Origin of the sequence: Methanosarcina sp. 1.H.T.1A.1 (assembly GCF_000979295.1) — an archaeon.
Taxonomy (GTDB): Archaea; Halobacteriota; Methanosarcinia; order Methanosarcinales; family Methanosarcinaceae; genus Methanosarcina.
This window is the reverse complement of record NZ_JJQY01000147.1, coordinates 79,314-97,409: the sequence shown is the minus strand read 5'-3', so window position 1 is coordinate 97,409 and position 18,096 is coordinate 79,314. Positions and strand designations below refer to the sequence as shown.

The following is an 18,096-nucleotide window of genomic DNA, read 5'->3' as shown; positions in this document are numbered from 1 at the left end:
TTTTTCATTACCTCTCACAGGAGACTACTTTCTTTCCCATTATACCGAAGGCTTTTGAGATCCCTGTTTTCAGTGAACCGCAGGTTGTGATATTGCTCAGGTCTATTCCGAGTGTGACCAGGGTCTGTGAGACTTCAGGGCTGAAACCAGTTAGAATCGTCTTTGCCCCGAGCATTTTTGCTGCATTTACTGCCTTGATGATATGCCTTGCAACTGCAGTGTCTACTACCGGCACTCCTGTGAGGTCCAGAATCGCCAATTCTGCTTCATTTTCCACAATTGAATTTAGCAGGTTTTCTATAATCTGCTGTGCACGTGCTGTATCGATTGCTCCTACCAGAGGCAGCAACAGGACCCCATCCCATATTTTGATCACAGGGGTTGCAAGCTCCATAATCGTCCGGGTCTGTACACGAAGGTCATTTTCCAGCTTCACTCTGTTAGTAATATCCGCAATATATTCGAGCCCTCCAACAATGTTTCCTTCCTCGTCTTTTAAGGGCATAGCCGTTATCTCTACGTTGATTGTTTCTCTCTGACACGGAATTTCATAATGGCCTGCATATTTTTTGCCGCTGTCCATTGCTTGCTTGATCCCACACTTAGCTACACTGCAACACTTTGCTTCAAGGACTTCATAGCATTTTTTTCCTTTTACTTCTTTTAATTCTTTTTTATGCCAGTCACAACCTGCCGGGTTGATAAACAAAATATTAAAGTCCTTATCTACAGCTATTACAGGAATCGGGATTGATTCCAGAAGAGCATGTTCCAGGTCTCGTGCCTCTATGTTGGATTTATTTGCAGTGTTCATTTTTCATCCTCTATTGCCGGATTTTATTAAATTTAAAAGCAATGTTTCATGGCCTTTATTATTTAAAATGAGATTAAAACCAATTATTGGAGGTCTTCAATTTTTGCTGTATTAAATTTAATACTCTTACCCTTATATTATATACTTTTATTTTATATTTAATATATTGGTCAGTATTGTACTTAAATTTTTTTATACACTTAGTTGCTATACTTCATACTTTAATTTAATATTAAAGATACTCTTCTATTACAATGGAGGAAAATTAGATTCTGAATCAGGTTTTCAAAGGAGTAGGGGGTACTCTAAATTTGGGAAACAACATAAATATGATCATACTTATCAGTAATTTACTGAATTGCACACAAAATTCGGATGGGCAAACAAACTTATATCCCATAATCCTAACAAAAAGAGGAAGGTGACCCCTGGATGCACAAAACACTCAACCTTGAAGATTTAATCGCCAAAAAGAATAAAGAGAATGTAGAGAAAGATGCCGATCTGGAGTATGAAGAGCTCTACGATCTGATTATCCCCCCTGGAACGGTTGTGTCCATCATCTACGATATCGTGGAAGAATTTGGTCTTGAACCCGTAACGCGGAAGATGCCTATTGGTATTGTAAACAGTGAGGAAAGGGAAATTCTTGTCCTTCGTGGCCCTCTTGAAAAGGTTCAGGCCGCAGAAGAATTTCTTTATAATGAAATGAAGGCCTGGGTCGAAGATAAGTAAACCTGCACAGGCCCGGTCAAACGGGGGTAAAAAATAGAAACAGGTGCTGGATAAGTAAAATAACAACTTTTCAGCAAACTAATATTTTTTTTCTTTGAAACAAGTACAAGACATGCAGAAGGGTTCCGATTATTCGGAACCGATGCCTGTAATACTGTCTTTTGAAAAGTCAAAAACAGTTACCCTGCCTGTGTTATCGTATATATCGAGTTTTGAGCCTTCTTCGATTTTTCCTATAACTGCAGCTGTGAGCCCTGCATTTTCAAACACATTTACGCACTCTTCTGCTTTTTTCGGGTCTGCAGTAAATACATAGCCTGTTCCAGGATGCACTTTCAGCCACTGTTCAAAGTCCACATCCTCCGGTCTGGGGACTTTTTCCAGATCCACTGAGGCTCCTACCTTGCTCGTCTCGCAAAGCATTCCGAGCGTCCCTATTAGCCCTGGATTGCTTATGTCCTTGCCAGCGGTTGCAAGTTTTCTCTTTGCTATTTCCTGGGTTACGAGATAGCTTTCCCTTACCACTGAAGGCTCTTTGAAAGAAGTCGTATCCCAGCTATAAGGAGAGTTCGGACCGATTTTTCCGTCCATATCATAGGCTGCAATTACCAGATCTCCAGGGTTTGCAGTATCACTCCTGATTACGCAGTCTCTTTTGACAATCCCTATAATAGCAACGGAAAGGGAATTGTACCGTGTATCGGGATGTACATGCCCTCCTACCACAGGAACTCCGAATTTCCTGACTCCCTCAGCCAGCCCTTCCATCAGTTCCCTGCAGGCATCCTGAGAATTTGCAGAGGCGATATCCACCATGGCAAGGGGTTTTCCACCCATCGCTGCAATGTCATTTATATTAACGACCACAGCCCCGTAACCTGCCCACCAGGGGCTTGCATCTAGCAGCCGCCCCCAGATGCCATCCGCTGCAAAGAGGATAACGTCATCTCCTCCAATATCGATCACTGCAGCATCATCCCCGAAATCAACGATAGCGTCCCCATATTCCGGGCGGACGGCTTCGAAGATGGAAACTATATCCTCTATCTGTTTTTTTCGGGTAACTCCTTCGAAATTCTTTATCCCTTCTGCTAGCTCTTCCAGATTCAATCAAAGGCTTCCTGTTTGTTTTTTAATTGTATCAATGATAGTTTCAAAAATTGTCACTAAGATAACAGTAAACATAAGATAACAATAAATTAATGATAAGCTAATGGTAAGGTATTGATAAGTTACTGATAAATTGATAGTAAGTTTATGGTAAGTATATATAAGTTAATTATAAGCTAATGGTAATCAATGCCACATTTATATGCTTGCCCTCTCGATTTCTTCCTTAATAGCCAGGCAATGCGATATATTATGGCCAGTAAATAATTTCGGTTATCCTTTATCTGTTTATTTCTTTGTACCGAAGAATGGAAGCGACAGCTTTTTATTAAATTATTATATCCTAATATGTCAACCTAATATAATTCCGACTTTATAAAAGTCCCAAATCGATGAAATAAGGAGTGAAAAACATGGTAGCAAAAATCGATGCAGATGCCTGCACAGGCTGTGGAAGCTGTATAGATGAATGCCCTGCAGCTGCAATCTCCCTCAATGACGATGATATTGCAGTTGTAGATGAAGATGAATGCCTTGACTGCGGTGCATGCGAAGATGCCTGCCCGAATGGGGCAATCACCCTCGAGTAACGCTTTTAAAATAAGTCTGAGAAGCGGAGTTCTTGAACTCCGCCTTTTAGGCTCCCAGTTTCGCTCCCGTTTTCAGGGATTTTTAACCTGGAGCTGAATGTTCTCCAGTTTTTCAGACTTCTTCTTTTCCGTTCTTCTCCAGAATCTCTCTTGCTTTTTCCATATCTTCTTTTGTCTGGATTTTTATAACCTTTCTGCGCTCTTCGCTCATCTGCGACATGTCCTGAGCAAGGAGTCCGTAAGCATCGGCTCTGCACTGCCTGCAGTGGCGCATCTGCATAACGTAAGGCTCGCAGGCTTCCTGAACGGCTTTCCTTTCTTCGGCTGTAGGGGGTTCAATGTCTGCAAAGGCTCCCTGGTTGATCAGGGGCATGACGTTCATAATGTAAACCCCGAGTTCATTGAGTTTTCTGGCAATCTCAACTACATGTTTGTCATTGATGCCCGGGGTGAGCACGGTGTTGACCTTGACAACAATTCCTGCATCAACAGCTGCTTTTATTCCCTGAAGCTGGTTTTTAATCTGGATCTCTGCAGCTTCAACTCCCCTGTAGACTTCACCGTGGTAAACTATATGGTCCACTATCTTTGCCTGGATTTCGGGGTCGATTGCATTTACCGTAACCGTTAGTGTGGAAACTCCCACACGCAACATGTCCTGCAGTTTTTCGGGAAGCAGGAGTCCATTTGTGCTCATGCAGAGGGTTACTTCAGGGAACTCTTTTCTTATAAGTTCAAAGGTCTCAAAGGTCGCATCATTAGCCAGAGGGTCGCCCGGTCCTGCAATTGCAACTACCTTGATGAATGGATATTCTGCCAGGATCTGCTTTGTCTTTTCAAGGGCTTCCTCCGGAGTCAGGACCTTACTAGTAACCCCGGGCCGGCTCTCGTTTACGCAGTCGAATTCTCGGACGCAGAAGTTGCACTGGATATTGCACTTCGGGGCCACAGCCAGGTGAATTCTCCCGTATTTATGCTGAGCTTTCTTGTCGTAACAGGGGTGCTCGGCAATCTTTCTCAGGAGCTCCTCCCCAAGTATGGGACCGTTATTGGGCTCTTCTATAGATTGGTTTTTTTCTGGCAAATTATTCTCCTCCGTTCGGAATTTAAAAGTGAAGTAGATCTCATTAAAGGGGAATTTTTGAATGTCTAAAGCACCTATGATACAGACCCTTGATATACATTTTGGAATCATTTAGGAATATCTGTGAAATTTTTTTGTAATTTCGATAACACTATTTTAAAACTATTGTGGAGTCTGAGATAAGTTATTTCACCTTTTCAGTCCGAAAAATTGTCCATCTCGCACCACTTACCTTCTCCTTCCCAGACTCTTACCAGAAGGGAAAAGCCGAACCTTTCCAGAAGGCGGGAATGGATCTGCTGGCAGAGATGTTCGGAACTGGGAAACTCTATGAGGTCGTTTAACAGGGTATGGTCATATTCCTGAAGGGTTTCCTTGATGCCTTTTTTCAGGTCATAAAAATCAATTACCATCCCGTTTTCCCTTACTTCTCCTTCTACCACTACCTCTATTTTGTATGTATGTCCATGTACTCGTCCGCATTTCCCGTGCCCTGGGAGGTAATGGGCGCTGTCGATATAATCAATAATTCCCAATCTCATATTTGTCATTTTATTCACCCCTTTTTGATTTAACTGCTCTTGCCATTTAATCGCTTGCTGTCTATCGTTTCTTATTTTACGTTTTGACTGTTATTTTACGCTTTATCTGATCCTCTTTTGTGGTTATAAGCACCCCCACATCCTGTGGGTCTGGGGAATGATGCGCGTATCGGTCAGTTCAAGCAGGGTTTTCTGCAGTTCTATAATGGCCTGCACAGATGCCTGTGTAAACCCTGGTGTCCTTACTGCACTGCCAACTGGCGTTTCGGGCTGGAGTATTATACAGGATACATAGGGGGCTATTGCTTCTGCAGCCAGAAACACAGTTTCGGGTTTTGTGTCCCTGCCTACAACAATCTTGCAAAAGCAGTCTCTTGAACTGTTTTTTCTCAGGAGCCTGAAACACTCGATCGTATTTTCCACATGCACTTCACGGGTTTCAGGGGAAATTTCCCTGAGAGCTTCCGGAAGTTTAAAGTCCCCTGCAACATATGAGATGTTTTCACGCAGCTTCCTCGCCTGCTCCGGCAGAGTCATATTGGATTCCAGGTACAGAGGCACGGAGAGGTTCAGTTTTTCTATAAAATCTGCATGCAGGAGAGGCTCTCCTCCTGTAAGGGATACAGAATGGAGTCTATTGAAAGGCTGCAGCATGGATTCCAGATTTTCTACACTTACAGGATTTGGAACCTTTTCGAAAATTCCACTTCCCTCGACTTTTTCATAATCGCATGTCCCAGAGTTTTCAAAGGCCGTATCACAGTAGTTGCAATTAAGGTTGCAGCCTGAAAATCGGACAAAAGCCTGCCTTGTGCCAACGTACGGGCCTTCTCCCTGCACAGAGCAGAAAATCTCTTTTATGTGAGCAGATTCCCTGTCTGAAGAGGGCATTTATACCACTCCGAGAGGCCGGGATTTCCTGAGGTCCTTTTCTATGTCCTCGAATTCCCTTACGTAAGCTTCCCCGATTTCCTGCATGAACCGCACAATGCCTTCATCGTCCCCTATTCCGGCTTCTCTCAGGTTTCCATATACTTCGTGGGAGACATTGATGCCGAAGTGGATCTTCTGGGAAACAGCCGAGGTACTGGCAATTGATACGGTCAATTTTTTACCTTTGATGAAAAGGTCATCTCCTTCTCTTGCTGTGTGGACTCCCAATCCGGCAAGGTGTTCCCTTACAAGGGCGGTAAAAAAGCGCTGACGTGCATAAATCAATTTCAGGTCAGTAGAATCGAAATGTTCTATAATAAAACTCACCATGTCTTCGGACCAGATAGACTCGTTTGCCCTACGGTCTTCGAGGTCAATCATGTGCTCGATTTTTACGTCACATACACCTCTGAAACCAATAATCGAGTCTTCCTTCACTCCAAAGCTGTTGTATGCCCAGAGGGAAGAAATCTGGCTCCCGTCATAGTCAAGTTTTTCGGGTATTATAATGCACTTCATGGAACTCTCTCTGCAATTCTTTCTTTAACGTATTCTATTGTATTCTATTCAGTATCGTATCTGTTCCTGCTCCGGACGATTTTTCTGATTTAGATCCCAGGCCTTTCCAGGAGCGGGTCTTTTACACCTGCATTTTTGAATGCTCTGGCTCTTCGCATACAGCTTTCACACTCCCCACAGGGAGTTTCTCCACCGTGGTAGCAGCTCCAGCTGTATTCCAGGGGAGCCTTTACTTCAAGAGCCCTTCTTAAGATCTCAGTTTTTCCGAGTTTGATCAGGGGGGCCAGTACCCGGACTCCATTCTGAGTAGAATAAGAAAAGGCATGGTCCATTGCCTGTACGTAATCCAGGGAATTATCAGGGAAGGTCCCGGCTTCTTCTCCATTGAAACCTACTATCAGGTAGTCACAACCCCTGCTTTCGGCAAAGCTTCCTGCAATATTCAACATGGCCCCATTCCTGTTCGGGACCCAGACAGCCTTTGCAGAAGCTTCGGTAATTGTAGCAGGAGCAGTTTCATCAATGTCTTCAAAGGACAGAGAAGGAACGTCTTCATCCCTGTTTACGAGGGATGTGTGTGTTATTTCTGCAAGCCAGTCCAGCTTGATTACCTTGTGTTCTATTCCGAAATGTTCGCAGACCTTTCGGGAGTACTCGATTTCCCGCTCACAGGCCCGCTGCCCGTAATCAAAGGTAAGCGCCATCTCAATTTCCAGGCTCTCAGCTGCAATCGCAAGAGCTGCAACAGAATCAAGTCCACTGCTCAGGAGGGTTATAGCTTTCATTCCGATTCACTAACTCTATTTTTATGGAAAATTCCCCTTTATTTGTTACTCTCACAGGGTGCTCATAGTATTCTTCAGGGATTACCTTGATAATACCTATAACTTATATTTAAAAATAGCTGACTTTCTGGCTGGAGAATCTTCCTTTCGGAGAACCCCGGGGCATGTATTAAATATTTAGGACATCTAATATTAACAGAGGTGGGATTATTTGATAGGGATCATTTCGGATTCGCACGATAACCTGACAGCTATCCGGAAAGCTGTGGAGTTCTTCAACAAAAAACAGGTAAAAGCGGTGCTGCACGCAGGGGATGTTGTCTCTCCTTTCACGGCAAGGGCCTTTAAAGAACTAAGTCCAAAACTCTATTTTGTCTTCGGGAATAACGATGGAGATAAAGTAACCCTAACAAAATGGTTTGATGAAATAGGGGCCGTCTCCTGCGGGGAGTTTGGGGACCTGACAATCGACGGGCTACATATCGCCCTCCTGCATGGGACAAATGAGGCGCTGGTCAAAGCCCTTGCCAGATCAGGGGATTTTGACGTGGTGGTCCGGGGCCACACCCACGACCCGGGCGTCAAAATGATCGATGGGACGCCGGTGATAAATCCCGGGGAATGCTCAGGGGTGCTTTCAGGAAAAGCCACGGTTGCAATCCTTGAGATTGCAAACCTGAACGTTGAGATTATGGAACTTGAGATTGATTGATTGATCGCTCCTGATCTTTCCTTATCTTTTCAGTACATTCTACTGTCAGATGGGTCTGTCAGGCTGGCAAAATATCGTAAATTATATCAGGTCTCACGTAAATTTTAATTTCAATATTTTTTGAAACCATTTTTTATTATAATTTGTAATATGCATGGGATCTGCAAGAATGACAAATAATGAGCTTCTGCCTGACAGGGCAAAAGAAAAGGAAAGCACAGTCGGAAGAAGGAAGAATATCCTTATTTTTGCCTGTTCAGGTCTTTCGAATACCGGAAAACTTACAATGCAGGCAGCTTCTACTCTCGCTTTCAGGAGGCCGGATATGTACAGGGCTGCAGCTGCTCACAAAGGGGTCGACATGGTAGAAGATGCAGCCTCCGAAGGCTTCCGAATTCTTGCCCTTGACGGCTGCACGGACCGCTGTGCTACGAAAAAACTCGATGAAGCCGGCCTGAAGGCAGATCTCTACATGCTGGTTACGGAACTCGGGATTGAAAAAACCAGGCCTTCGGATGTGAAGCCCGAATATGTCGAAAAAATCATACGTGCGATAAGGGATACCTGAATTCTTGATTTTCAGTATCCCCGCTTAAGAATACCTGTTAGTTCTTCTGCATATGGCATCCGTTCTTCTATTTTTGCGCAGACTGCATCGATATCATACTCCAGGCGGAAGAATTCCACATCTCCTGTTTCGGTATCGAAAACCGCACAGCCTGCCCGGGTGTCCCCGTCTCTCGGCTGGCCCACTGATCCCGGGTTTATAATTGTCAGGTCTTCCAGTTTCCGGCTCATTGGAATATGGGAGTGTCCGACTACGAGGAATTCGGCATCAACAGGTTCCATCGGGTCTGCAATCATTGCCAGGATATCTTCGTCCGGAGTCTCAGGCTTTATGTACTCGAACATGGAGCGGGGGCTCGCGTGGGTTAAAAAGAGCTTCTTTCCGTTGATTTCTTCCTTGATGACGAGAGGAAGCTTCTGCAGGTACTCCATCCGTAAGTCGTCAAGGACTCCCCAGGTATACTCCCGGGTCGCGATTGAGAGGTGCTTGTACTTATACCCGCACTGGCAGTCCATCTTAAAGGCTACGGCATTATCGTGGTTTCCTCTTATGGTTGGAATGTTCTTTTTTTGCAGGAAATCTATACATTTGTCCGGGTCAGGCCCGTAGTCCACTATGTCTCCCAGGCAGATTGCCCTGTCATGCGGAACATCAAGGACTGTCCGGAGGGCTTCAAGGTTTGCGTGGATATCGGCTATCAGCAGGATCTTCATGTTTATTCTCCTATCTAATAATGGCCTGATCTTAGAAAATATTCGGGTATACTAATTTATCTATGGATTCAATCCTTACCTATCTTATCTATTATTCTGGTCTTCCGGTCTTCAAAATAAGAAATAAAGGAACGAGAAGAAGAAGAGTCTGAAATCTGAAGGATTTGTTTCAGGCAGGCAGCCCTCGCATTCCTACTCCCATTACCAGTAGATTTGTCTCCATCGGGGGATGGTTCCAGCCGTCAGGCGAGATGGTCTTTTTTTCAATGGAAATTTCAACCTGGTTTCCGCTGAGGCCGCAGTCTTTCATATAGTCTGCAACAATCTTTTTTCCGAGTTCTGTTGCTGCGTTCAGGGCTTCTGCATATAAATCGAACCTCAGCCTGCTGCCGGGTGCAAATACAAGGAAATCCGTTTCAGGTACCATCAGGCTTGCAGGCCTGATCAGAATTTCCACTCTTTTGATGCCTTTTCCTGCAAGAGCTCCTACTGCATTTCCTACTTCAGCGTGTTCGGGGATCAGGATCTCGGCGTCGATGATTTCTTTTAACTCTTCCCGGTACGCCCGGACCGGGCCTCCGAGCAGGACAACCGGGGTTCCAAGCTTGAACTTTGCGGGGTAGTTTCCGTCCAGGATTTTTTCAATGGCTGTGTATGGCACTCCTTGCAGGATATATGAGAGGAGGTGAAGTGCCATGTTCCTTGCAACCTTCTTTTTTACAGCAGTGCAGAATTCTCCGGGAGCCATGCGCATGAGCCTTGCAAGTCGTTCAGCTCCTATTCGGGAGGCTTCTTCATTCCAGGCGGTATAATTTCCGAGCACATGCAAAGCATCGGTTGGCGTAAAGCCAATTGCCTGGACAAGGCGCTTTTTAATAAGGGAGTCCAGGGTCTGAGGATGAAGGTCTTTTCTGAGAAGGGTTTTGATTTCATGCACGGAAACCGGTTCTTCTCCGATTGCTCCGAGCACTTCGGCTTCGGCTTTGCTCAGTTCGCCTGCCGGGTAGCCTGACCTGACAAAAAACTTTGTGGGCTGGATGTTTTCCCCCAGGTCTTCTCTGGAAGGCATGGGTGTCCTTTTCAGGTTATTCAGAAACCCCTGATACTTCACTGCAGCTACTGCGAGGGGTATGACTCTCCTTGGCCCGAGGAAAAGTTCTCTGTTCACGGTCCAGATATGGCTGTCTCCGCCTGTAGCTGTTGTCTCCATCCTGATTGCCCGGATCCTTGTTTTCCAGCCGCCAACAACTGCTCCTTCATCACTCAGGTCAGGGACTCCCATACAGATTGAGGAGATATCGGTACTTGTTCCTCCCACATCCACAACCGCGCAGGTCTTCAGTCCTGAAAGGTAAGAGGCACCTACGAGGCTTGCTGCAGGGCCTGAAAATATAGTTTCGATTGGTTTTTGCAGGGCATCTTTTATCCCCACCACCGAACCGTCACATTTGAGCATAAGGAGCTGTGCATTAATTCCCCGTATTCTTATATCTGTAATAATGGACTGTACAAACTGTCTTGTTATGGGGATCAGCTGGGCATTCAGGAAAGCTGTAACCGCCCTTTCGTAGGCTCCCAGTTCCTGTGAGAGTTCATGCCCACAAACCGCAGGCAGCCCTGTTAACTTAAGTATGGAGTCTCTTGCTTCAAGCTCATGTTCAGGGTTACGTGTGCTGAAATAGGAAGATATGGCAAAAGCTGATACTTTGTCCTTCACGCTCAGCGCAAATTTCTCGATGACTTCAAGCTCCAGGGGAAAAACCTCTTCTCCGTTGTGGTTGTGTCCCCCTCTGGCAAAGAGCACGTGCCCTGTTGGCAGTTCTTTTTCAAGAGGGTGGTCCCCTATGAGGATCAGGGCTACGGGAAAACCGGTCCCTTCAAGTATGGTATTTGTGGACAGCGTGGTGGAGACCGAAACCAGCTTTACGTTTTCAAGATATCCCGGATTAAGCCCATCAACTACATTTTTGATGCCGGCAAGAGGATCGGGATAGGTCGTCAGGGCTTTATTTGAGTCTATAATTTCTCCATCCGAGTCCCTTACGAGCACCGCATCGGTGTAAGTGCCCCCCGCATCAATCCCAAGGCTGTAATGCATGATGAAAATGACTCCTTTTTATATTTGTTTTTAATATTGGGTTTATTGCAATTTGATAATTAAGTGCAATAAATTGGCTATGTTAAAGCTGATTATAATTTAGGTATACCGAACATCAGATAAAAGGAATTGCTTGTCACTGTGAACATTAAATTCAGAGATAGAAAGCGATTTTTTATTTTTACCCTGAGAAATTCGGAGAAATCCGGGTTTGAAAATGGAGTGCCAGGTAAAATTGATTTGGATGAAAAATTGGACGTACTCTTTTTAGGAAAACAATTAATTACCTTAGTTTCTGAAACGTAGAGAAATAATCTTCAATTAGATCGTGAGTGAAAGTGGATCCTGCTGTTATGACTCCTGCAAAACCTACCCAGAACGCTACTCCTCATCTTCCAGAGGATTACGATGCCCGGATATCCGGCATTCTTCCTTACTACTCATCTTTTCATCAGGAAACTATCAACTTCATCAAATCGCTGCCATTCAGCCCGAAGGTATGGATGGATACCGGATGTGGAACAGGGTCCCTGGTAAATAAGGCAATTGAGGAATTTCCCAATACAAAATTCCTTTTACTTGATCCTTCGGAAGGTATGCTGGGCCAGGCAAAGGAAAAACTATCATCCCGCCCTGCCGGAAGGCTGGAATTTCTGAGAGCTTCACCTACCCAGGAATTCTCTCCGGACTCTCAGGAATTAGAGGAAAACCGGATGTTATAACTGCTATACAGTGCCATCACTACCTTAGCCGCGAGGGCAGGGCAAAAGCCATCAGCATGTGTTATAATCTGCTACAAGAAAGTGGAGTTTACGTCACCTTCGAGAACATCAGGCCGCTGACAGAAGATGGCATCACCATAGGAAAACGATACTGGGGCAACTTTCAGTTAGCTCACGGCAGGAGTGAGGAAGAAGTAGAGAGGTATCTTGAGCGTTTTGATACTGAGTATTTTCCCCTAACTGTTGAAGAACATTTGAAGCTGCTGAGAGAAACAGGATTCAAGACCGTGGAGTTGTTCTGGTATTCTTACATGCAGGCTGGTTTTTACTGTATTAAATAATGCTATTTATTTGCTACACAGACTTGTGGTTATTTGTTAACCGAATACAAATCAATTCTAGTACTGAAATAATTGAACTAGAGCTTGGTTATTAATCTCATGCCGGTCCAAAAATCCAGCTATGATTATATTTTTAAGTCAGATGCATAAGCAGCTTGTATTTAATTACCAAAATAATGATAACTATCCAGCCTGGGTAAAACAACGTCAATAGTCATCTTCATTATGATTCAATGGGCAAATTTCAGTGAGCTTATTTTCTTTAATTGTTGGCGATAGATTCGGTTTTTCTTTTTTCATTAGTTAGTTACCAGATGTGTCTATTACGTCTAAATCGACGTCAAACAACTGATTTTTGGTGGGCTGGATAGTTGCCAAATTATGAATTAAATACCTTAGCGAAATATTTAAATATCTAAAAGTAGACAAGCACTTACCGGTAGCCGGCCAAATACAGGGAGGCAAAAGAACAGTATGTTGAAAAATATACAAAAAATAGGGAAATTACTGATAATTATTTGTATGATACTTATAGCGCTGTCCTCACCGGCATTTGCTTCAACGGCAGAGGAAAATGCAGAAGCTATTGAAGGATTACAAACTTCACTTACATTCGTATGGCTACTTCTGGCAAGCGGACTGGTATTCTTCATGCACGCAGGTTTCTCTCTGGTAGAAACCGGGCTTACGAGAAGTAAAAATACGGCTAATATCCTGATGAAAAACTTCATGACGGTAATTCTCGGGATCCTGATCTACTGGGCTGTAGGCTGGGGAGTAATGTATGGAGCTGACGCAGCAGGACTTGTAGGAACGAACCAGTTCTTCCTTGCAGGTGCGGACAATGCAACGTGGAACTCCTGGTTCTTCCAGATGGTTTTCGCAGCCACGGGAGCTACCATAGTTTCGGGAGCAATGGCTGAGAGGACTAACTTCAAGGCATACCTTGTATATTGCATCCTGATGGTAGCTGTAATCTACCCTGTGTATGGTCACTGGGTATGGAGCGGCTCTGACCTTGCCCTCCTGAGCGGAGCCGAAAGCCCGATCGTAAAAGCAATCGGAGTAGCTCATCATGACTTTGCCGGTTCCGGAGTTGTGCATTCAATTGGAGGATATTCAGCTCTTGCAGGTGTGCTTCTGGTGGGTGCAAGGATAGGTAAATTCAGAGATGGAAAAGCTGTGCCGATTCCGGGTCACAACCTTACCTTTGCTTTCCTGGGAACTCTTATCCTTGCACTCGGATGGATAGGATTCAACGGTGGAAGTACCCTTAGTGGAAACGATGCTTACATGAACCTTGTAATAGCCAACACCTTCCTGGCAGGTGCTGCCGGCGCAGTCGTGACCATGGCTATCACCTGGATGACGACCGGAAAACCAGATCCTTCGCTGAGTGCAAACGGGCTTCTTGGCGGGCTTGTAGCAATTACTGCTCCCTGTGGTTCGGTCTCAAACTTGGCAGCTCTGTTAATCGGGGCCATTGCCGGAGTAATTATCTATGCCGGTGTCATGTTCAATGAAAACAGACTAAAACTGGACGATCCTGTAGGTGCAATTGCTGTACACGGATACTGTGGAAGCTGGGGACTGATTTCGGTCGGGCTTTTCTCTATAGGAATTGGAAACGGAATCCTTGCAGACGCTTCGTACGCTGCTGCAGTTCCCGGACTCTTCTACGGAGGAGGAATCAGCTTGCTTCTGATCCAGCTGGTAGCAGTTATAGCAACCATTGTCTGGGGCTTCGGGCTCTCGTTCATTATCTTCAAGATCCTCGATGCCGTAATAGGACTTCGGGTATCTGCAGAAGAAGAAATTATGGGTCTGGATATTTGCGAACACGGAATCAGAGCATACCCTGAGTACCTGATGAGGGAGGAATAACATGGCTAAAATATGCAAGGTAGAAGCAATCATAAAACCCCTGAAACTGCATCAGGTAAAGGATGCCCTGGAAGAGGCCGGTTTTCCAAGCCTGACAGTTATCGATGTTAAAGGGCGTGGCCAGCAAAAAGGGATCGTGCAGCAATGGAGAGGCAAAAAATACTGCGTGGACCTTCTTCCAAAAACCAAAGTCGAAGTAGTTGTGGCGGAAGATAAGGTCGAAGAAATCATACAGTTGATCCAGAGCACGGCCTATACTGGAGAAATAGGAGATGGAAAAATCTTCGTAATACCTATTGAAACCGTAGTTCGGATAAGAACCGGAGAACGGAATGGAGATGCTCTTTAACCAGGCACCTCTTTTTTTCCATTTTAACCTAATTAATTCTCAAATACTGAAACGATTCAAGGAATAAGGCAAGATACCATGATGACCGAATTCAAATCCGAAACTCCTACCTTTGAGATTCCCCGCGGATACAGCATGCCTGTAATTAATTTATATTTCTGGGTAGGACTGGTTTCCGCAATCCTGCTAAGGGGTATAATCATAGCTGACCACTACAGTGTTTTCTGGGGAAAGGCAATATGGTATCTTGGAGTCGCAGGTTACCTCTGGTTCTTCACACACAGATACCATATTGCAAAACGAAGGTTTAGTGTGGTTAAAGACCTGAGCCTGCTTGAAAAGGTAAGGGCCAGACAGAAACTTTCAGAAAAAGATCTTGAAGGAATGGAATATCTGCTATGGAGCCTTTCCGTATCAAAAGAGCGTGCAAATTACCTTGTAATTTCAGTGTTCTCAGTAATAGCAATTGCCCTGTCCCTGAGCCTTGACCTGGGAATCCTGAAACTCTGAAAAAGAGTTTCCTAACTCTGAAAAAGAGTTTCCTAACTCTGAAAAAGATTTTCCTTACACAGGAATCTTTCAATACTTTTTTCGTAACTATACCCTGAATAATTACCTTTTTTAAATCGTTACCTTTTTTAAATCGTAATCTCGCAGAGAGTAAGGGTTTAGGCAAGGATTAAATTAAAAGAATTTGAAGAGGAACCTCTTACCCCCATAAAAGATTCCTCCTATGGCGAACGAAGAAGGTCCAAAACTCCGTTTCACCACAATTCATCGCGATTTCTGATTTTTGTCCATTCCCATTTGTCTTTAGTATTCATTCCTGACATCCATAATAGTTATGGAATAAATTCAGCCTTAAGAGTAATAGTTACGGAATAAATTCAGCCTTAAGAGTAATAGTTATGGAATAAATTCAGCCTTAAGAGTATATCACCAGGCCTTAGAATTACGAATTATTCCATAATTGAAAGTCATGCATGAGATATGAAGTATGACCCCCGTCAACCTCAGTCACGTATGCTCGGCTTAATTGTCAGGTAGAAAGTAATATTGAAACCACTGATATATAAAATTCACCTATATTTGTAATCATTGATCATGAACTATCGGAAGAAAATTAGAGGTAAATAGCAGGAAAAAGGTCAAGCAGAAATAAGAAAAAAGTGTCTTGAAACCCAATTTTATCTAAATAAATTTAAGTTTTGAAAATTTATAAAAAAGAAAATAAATTATATAAAATTAAAGAGAAGGGAGGAATCGGATTTTATTTTTTCCCGAGTTCCTTTGAGCGTTCACTTGCCCTTATAACGGCATTCATAAAGGCAGCCCTGATTCCGGCTTCTTCAAGGGCGTGAACCCCCTGAATAGTAGTTCCGGCAGGAGAGGTAACCATATCTTTGAGTTCTCCGGGGTGCATGCCTGTTTCAAGCACCATTTTTGCGGCTCCGAGCACAGTCTGGGCTGCAAGAGCAAGGGCGCTCTTTCTATCCATCCCCTCAAGGACAGCCCCATCAGCCATTGCTTCAATAACCGGGAAAATGAACGCAGGTCCGCTGCCCGAAAGCCCTGTAACTGCATCCATCAGAGATTCCGGCACCTGGACGGCTGTGCCAACCGCAGAAAAGATCTCAAGGGCAGCTTTCAGATCCTCAGGAGTGGCATTCTTTCCTGGGGAAATTCCTGAAGCAGCTTCAGAAACTGTTGCTGCTATGTTTGGCATCACGCGCACAACCCTGGTGCCTTCGAGGAGAGCAGCTTCGTAGGTGGAGATAGGTACTCCTGCAGCAATTGATATTAAGAGTTTTTCTGAAGTTATATCATTCCTCATATTTGCGAGCACCGAGCCCAGGGTCTGGGGTTTTACTGCAAGGATAAGAATATCCGAATCCCGGACGATATCAGCGTTGTTCGTTGACACCCTGATTCCCAGTTTTGCCTGCAGCTCTTTCAAAAAGGGCTCGTATACATCACTTGCACCTATATTTTCAGGCTTTACGATTCCGGCTTTAATGATGCCCTGCATGAGAGCAGAGCCCATTTTTCCTGCTCCTATGAATCCTATTTTTTGATCTGTCATATATGAAATCTCCTTATTTCCAGAAAATAATTGTAAATTAACTTTAAATTTGAAATGAACTGGTTCCGAAGCTCACCTGCAAGAGGTTAATTTCAAAGCATACCTGCATTTATTGCCTGTTGAAGCTTCGGAAACTCAATAGCACCGGTTAGACTCCAAGGATCGATAATACTGTTTCCAGAACCAGAGGAGATCCGGGAAATCTTCCTGAGCCCGATGGATTTAGTTTAACTCTTCCAGTATGCCGATATTTTCTTTCTTTATAACATTATCATAATTATTATGGCCCAGAATATTTTCAATTTGATCTGTGTGGGCTCCTTTGATTTTGATAAGTTCTTCGGAGTTATAGTCTGTGATTCCTTTTGCAAAGACCCTGCCTTCACACTCGAGTTTCACGACGTCTCCCCTATCAAAAGTTCCCTCAATACCCACAATGCCTGCCGGAAGGAGGCTGTTTTTTCCCAGAACAGCAGCTTTCGCCCCGGCGTCCACACGGACAGTTCCTGAGGCCCTGGCAAGAATAATCCAGCGGGCGCGGTTTTTCTGAATATGCCTTTCAGCAAGGAAGAGGGTTCCGATATCTTCTCCGGAGAGAATCTTCAGGATAATATCCTCTATTTCACTGTTTGCGATTACGACATAGCAGCCTGCCATGCTGCAGATCTTTGCAGCTTTTATCTTGGTCCGCATTCCCCCCACACCCTTGAAGCTTGTAGGGTCACCCCCGTAGCTCTCAATTTCAGGTGTGATCTTTTTTACGAGGGTCAGCAGTCTTGCATCACTATGCGTTTTTGGGTTCTTGTCAAAGAGGCCGTCAATGTCCGAAAGGATGATCAGTAGATCGGCATCAATTTTGCTTGCAACCATTGCAGAGAGTTTGTCATTGTCCCCGAATATTGCTTCAATCTCGTTTGTACAGGTACAGTCGTTTTCGTTTATTATCGGGACGACACCATACTCCAGAAGGGTTGAAATGCTGTTTCTCAGGTTAAGGTAGGTTACGCGATCGGAATAGAATTCGTAGGTAAGAAGTATCTGGGCTACTTTCATCCCGTACCTGGAAAAAGCCTTGATCCAGTCCTGCATCAGTATGCTCTGCCCCACAGCTGCAGCTGCCTGTCTTATAGGGATCTCACGGGGTTTAGGGGCTATGCCCATCTCGTTAAGCCCGACGCCTATTGCTCCCGAACTTACAAGGATTACTTCTTTTCCCTGTTTTCGCAGCTCGGATACCTGAGCTGCGATGCTTTCCATGAAGGCCGGGTCAATGTTGCAGTTTTCCTTTGTATGGTCACAGCCTTTTCTGGTGATCGAAGAAGTTCCAATCTTAATAACGATTTTATTAACATCACGGAAGAATTGTTCTCTATCTGTCAATGGAAGTGCCTCTTAAGGTTATTTGGAAAATGGCTGCAGACGATCTCAGCCGCAGCCGGGATTTCCGGTTTTTGCACTTAACCTGCGCTGGTATTTCAATTCAAATATATAAACATATCATAAATATTCAAGGA

At 44.3% G+C, this 18,096-nt stretch carries 20 protein-coding genes; 9 read left to right on the top strand and 11 right to left on the bottom strand.

Features of this window, described 5'->3' with window-relative positions:
• Nucleotides 1–7: 7 nt before the first annotated feature.
• On the bottom strand, nucleotides 8–814 hold the full coding sequence (locus EO95_RS14870; RefSeq protein WP_048135954.1) for a PAS domain-containing protein: 807 nt from the start codon (nucleotides 812–814) through the stop codon (nucleotides 8–10).
• Between the two features lie 432 nt (nucleotides 815–1,246).
• Here EO95_RS14870 and EO95_RS14865 point away from each other — a divergent pair, with 432 nt between their 5' ends.
• A complete protein-coding gene (locus tag EO95_RS14865; protein WP_048135952.1) occupies nucleotides 1,247–1,549 on the top strand; it encodes a hypothetical protein in 303 nt (100 codons plus the stop codon).
• A gap of 129 nt (nucleotides 1,550–1,678) precedes the next feature.
• Here the strand turns inward: EO95_RS14865 and EO95_RS14860 are convergent, their stop codons facing one another.
• Nucleotides 1,679–2,659: a methanogenesis marker 2 protein gene (locus EO95_RS14860; RefSeq protein ID WP_048135950.1), complete on the bottom strand. Its 981-nt coding sequence runs from the start codon at nucleotides 2,657–2,659 to the stop codon at nucleotides 1,679–1,681.
• Nucleotides 2,660–3,072: 413 nt separating this feature from the next.
• Here EO95_RS14860 and EO95_RS14855 point away from each other — a divergent pair, with 413 nt between their 5' ends.
• Nucleotides 3,073–3,249 (top strand): 4Fe-4S binding protein, encoded by a 177-nt coding sequence (locus EO95_RS14855; RefSeq protein ID WP_048135948.1) that lies wholly within the window; start codon nucleotides 3,073–3,075, stop codon nucleotides 3,247–3,249.
• A 112-nt stretch (nucleotides 3,250–3,361) separates the two neighbouring features.
• Here EO95_RS14855 and nifB read toward each other — a convergent pair whose 3' ends face one another.
• The 5 genes from nifB to queC all read right to left on the bottom strand — a co-directional run bounded on the left by nifB (nucleotide 3,362) and on the right by queC (nucleotide 7,112).
• On the bottom strand, nucleotides 3,362–4,333 hold the full coding sequence (gene nifB, locus EO95_RS14850) for a nitrogenase cofactor biosynthesis protein NifB (protein ID WP_048135946.1): 972 nt from the start codon (nucleotides 4,331–4,333) through the stop codon (nucleotides 3,362–3,364).
• Between the two features lie 197 nt (nucleotides 4,334–4,530).
• Nucleotides 4,531–4,884 (bottom strand): 6-carboxytetrahydropterin synthase QueD, encoded by a 354-nt coding sequence (gene queD, locus EO95_RS14845; RefSeq protein ID WP_048135944.1) that lies wholly within the window; start codon nucleotides 4,882–4,884, stop codon nucleotides 4,531–4,533.
• Nucleotides 4,885–4,998: 114 nt separating this feature from the next.
• Nucleotides 4,999–5,766, bottom strand: coding sequence for a 7-carboxy-7-deazaguanine synthase QueE (locus EO95_RS14840; RefSeq protein ID WP_048135942.1), 768 nt, complete (start codon nucleotides 5,764–5,766; stop codon nucleotides 4,999–5,001).
• Nucleotides 5,767–6,327: a DUF366 family protein gene (locus tag EO95_RS14835; protein WP_048135940.1), complete on the bottom strand. Its 561-nt coding sequence runs from the start codon at nucleotides 6,325–6,327 to the stop codon at nucleotides 5,767–5,769.
• An 89-nt stretch (nucleotides 6,328–6,416) separates the two neighbouring features.
• Entirely contained in the window at nucleotides 6,417–7,112 is a 696-nt protein-coding gene (queC, locus tag EO95_RS14830) for a 7-cyano-7-deazaguanine synthase QueC (RefSeq protein ID WP_048135938.1), read from the bottom strand.
• A 211-nt stretch (nucleotides 7,113–7,323) separates the two neighbouring features.
• Between queC and EO95_RS14825 the strand changes: the two genes are divergently transcribed.
• On the top strand, nucleotides 7,324–7,824 hold the full coding sequence (locus EO95_RS14825; protein ID WP_048135935.1) for a metallophosphoesterase: 501 nt from the start codon (nucleotides 7,324–7,326) through the stop codon (nucleotides 7,822–7,824).
• A gap of 169 nt (nucleotides 7,825–7,993) precedes the next feature.
• Complete coding sequence (locus EO95_RS14820; protein WP_235283051.1) at nucleotides 7,994–8,392, top strand: putative zinc-binding protein; 399 nt, start codon at nucleotides 7,994–7,996, stop codon at nucleotides 8,390–8,392.
• Nucleotides 8,393–8,403: 11 nt separating this feature from the next.
• On the opposite strand, the gene EO95_RS14815 is transcribed toward EO95_RS14820, so the two are convergent.
• Nucleotides 8,404–9,105: a metallophosphoesterase gene (locus EO95_RS14815; RefSeq protein WP_048135931.1), complete on the bottom strand. Its 702-nt coding sequence runs from the start codon at nucleotides 9,103–9,105 to the stop codon at nucleotides 8,404–8,406.
• Nucleotides 9,106–9,274: 169 nt separating this feature from the next.
• Entirely contained in the window at nucleotides 9,275–11,203 is a 1,929-nt protein-coding gene (locus tag EO95_RS14810; protein WP_048135929.1) for a hydantoinase/oxoprolinase family protein, read from the bottom strand.
• A gap of 332 nt (nucleotides 11,204–11,535) precedes the next feature.
• Between EO95_RS14810 and EO95_RS18365 the strand changes: the two genes are divergently transcribed.
• The 5 genes from EO95_RS18365 to EO95_RS14790 all read left to right on the top strand — a co-directional run bounded on the left by EO95_RS18365 (nucleotide 11,536) and on the right by EO95_RS14790 (nucleotide 15,009).
• On the top strand, nucleotides 11,536–11,925 hold the full coding sequence (locus EO95_RS18365) for a class I SAM-dependent methyltransferase (RefSeq protein ID WP_235283050.1): 390 nt from the start codon (nucleotides 11,536–11,538) through the stop codon (nucleotides 11,923–11,925).
• 56 nt (nucleotides 11,926–11,981) lie between these two features.
• Nucleotides 11,982–12,266, top strand: a complete 285-nt coding sequence (locus EO95_RS18360; RefSeq protein ID WP_235283049.1) for a hypothetical protein — start codon at nucleotides 11,982–11,984, stop codon at nucleotides 12,264–12,266.
• 474 nt (nucleotides 12,267–12,740) lie between these two features.
• Entirely contained in the window at nucleotides 12,741–14,150 is a 1,410-nt protein-coding gene (locus EO95_RS14800) for an ammonium transporter (RefSeq protein ID WP_048135927.1), read from the top strand.
• Nucleotide 14,151: 1 nt separating this feature from the next.
• The gene (locus EO95_RS14795; protein ID WP_048135925.1) at nucleotides 14,152–14,499 is read left to right on the top strand and encodes a P-II family nitrogen regulator; all 348 of its coding nucleotides are present in this window, start codon (nucleotides 14,152–14,154) and stop codon (nucleotides 14,497–14,499) included.
• A 78-nt stretch (nucleotides 14,500–14,577) separates the two neighbouring features.
• Complete coding sequence (locus tag EO95_RS14790; protein WP_235283048.1) at nucleotides 14,578–15,009, top strand: hypothetical protein; 432 nt, start codon at nucleotides 14,578–14,580, stop codon at nucleotides 15,007–15,009.
• 760 nt (nucleotides 15,010–15,769) lie between these two features.
• Here EO95_RS14790 and proC read toward each other — a convergent pair.
• Both proC and proB read right to left on the bottom strand, forming a co-directional pair.
• Complete coding sequence (gene proC / locus EO95_RS14785) at nucleotides 15,770–16,582, bottom strand: pyrroline-5-carboxylate reductase (protein ID WP_048135923.1); 813 nt, start codon at nucleotides 16,580–16,582, stop codon at nucleotides 15,770–15,772.
• 222 nt (nucleotides 16,583–16,804) lie between these two features.
• Nucleotides 16,805–17,962 carry a glutamate 5-kinase gene (gene proB / locus EO95_RS14780; protein WP_048135921.1) on the bottom strand — a complete coding sequence of 386 codons (1,158 nt, stop codon included), beginning with the start codon at nucleotides 17,960–17,962 and terminating at the stop codon, nucleotides 16,805–16,807.
• Nucleotides 17,963–18,096 lie beyond the last annotated feature (134 nt).